Origin of the sequence: Methylobacterium iners (assembly GCF_022179305.1) — a bacterium.
In the GTDB taxonomy this organism is placed as follows: Bacteria; Pseudomonadota; Alphaproteobacteria; order Rhizobiales; family Beijerinckiaceae; genus Methylobacterium; species Methylobacterium iners.
Genome location: NZ_BPQP01000159.1, coordinates 1 through 1,874 on the forward strand (window position 1 = coordinate 1; position 1,874 = coordinate 1,874).

Sequence of the window (1,874 nt, forward strand, 5' to 3'; positions counted from 1 at the left end):
ACCGCCTCCATCTTCTGCGACTGACGCAACGTCTCCTGTGCAGATGCCAGCTCGGCTTCGCGCGCCTTGACGATACTCAGATCACGTCCGACGGCGACGAAGCTGGGGTTGTCGGCCTCCGGCGCTACCGTCCACTCGATGGGCTTCCACATCCCATCCTCGGTAGCGATACGGTTCTCGAAGCGGACTGACTGGGCCGTCTCACCCATGCGGCCAAGAGCGGCAAGCGTTGGCTCCATGTCGTCAGGATGCATGAAGGTTGCGTAGGGCCGCGACAGGAGTTCCGCCTCCGACCAGCCCAGCACGCGCGTCCAGGCAGGACTGACCGCGGACATCATCCCCTCGTAATTGGCTCGCGCCAGCATGTCCTCGGACAAGGTCCAGAGACGATCCCGCTCGGCTGTTCGCTCGGAGACCTGCTGCTCCAAGGTCGCGTTGAGGACTTGGAGCGTCTCCTCCATGTGCTTGCGCTGCGAGATGTCGGTGAAGAAGACCGCGACCCGGCGCGCAGCCGGATCACCCACGCGCATGGCACGCACATCGAACCAGCGCTCGAAGGTCTCCGCCCTGTTCTCGAAATGCGCAGCCTCACCCGTCAGCGCGACGCGACCGTAAGTGTCGAACCAGTGTCGCTCCAAGTTCGGGTCGAACTCACTGGCCCATCGTCCTGTGAGCCTGGCTCCCGTTTGGCGCTCGAAGGCGGGGTTGGCCTCGACGATCCGGTAGTCGATTGCCCGATTTGTCTCGTCGAACTTCATCTCGATGAGAAAGAACCCGACATCGATGCTCTCGAAGAGCGTGCGGTAACGTTCCTCGCTCTCTGCCAACGCTGCCCGCGCGCGGACCTGCTCCGAGATGTCAATGGCGGTGCCGAGCGCCCGCACGCAGCGCCCGGTCTCGTCGAACATGCCCCTGCCCTTGGCGGCAACCCAGCGTACGACGCCATCCTCCTTGCCGATCGTGCGGTACTCCACGTCGTAGGTGGCGCGCCGCATGGGATCGAGGGCCGAGGCGAAGGCCGCGGCGGTTGCGTCGTGATCGTCCGGATGCAGGCCGGCGTAGAATTCGGCAATGCTGACGGGCAGGCCCGGCGAGATGCCGAACATCGCCCGGGTGCGGTCCGACCAGGTCAGCACGTCGGTGAACAGATCGAGGTCCCAGGTGCCGATCTCGGCGGCTTCTGTTGCAAGCCGTAAGGACTCCTCGCTGAAGGCGAGCCGGTTCTCGTTGATGAGCCGCTCAGCTGTCAGCGCTGCGTTCTCGCCTTCGAGGGCGGCCACACGGTCCCGCTCCAGCGTCACGTCGAGCTGGCTGGCGAAGAAGTAGGCCAGCTTGCCGGCGGCGTCGTGGACCGGCGCCATGAGCAGCCGGTTCCAGAACGGTGTACCGTCCTTGCGGTGGTTGCGGATGTCGGTCTCGACGGCGCGCGGCGCGGCGATGGCCTCGCGGAGCTTCTGCACGACGGCCGGATCGGTCTCCGGTCCCTGCAGGAAGCGGCAGTTGCGCCCCACGATCTCGTCGCGATCGTAGCCGGTCAGGCGGCAGAACGAGTCGTTGACGAAGACGATTGGGTTGTCGGGCAGCCGCGGGTTCGTGATGATCATCGGCATGCGCGTGGCGTGCACGGCCGCGACGAAGGGATCGATCCCCCCATCCGTACCCGCTATCTCGGCGCTGATCCTGGCTTCGTCACGCTTGAGCTGTCCCAGTGTCGCGCGCGGGCCGAGCGGCTTAGAGGTCTCGTCCATGAGGCGGACGCTCTAGCAAACAAGCGGCGGCTTTTCACCGCGACTTTGTGCCAACCTACGGTCAGCTCAGCCCAGGCACAGCCGTGGTTGGTTGATCGACCACCCTGATCTCTACCTCGACATTGC

Annotated in this window: 1 protein-coding gene; it reads right to left on the minus strand. The window is 65.2% G+C overall.

Annotated elements, in window-relative coordinates; translation table 11 throughout:
* Positions 1–1,748 (minus strand): PAS domain S-box protein (locus MFF55_RS26475; protein ID WP_238247216.1); only part of this gene is annotated, 1,748 nt, incomplete at its 3' end.
* Positions 1,749–1,874: the final 126 nt, after the last annotated feature.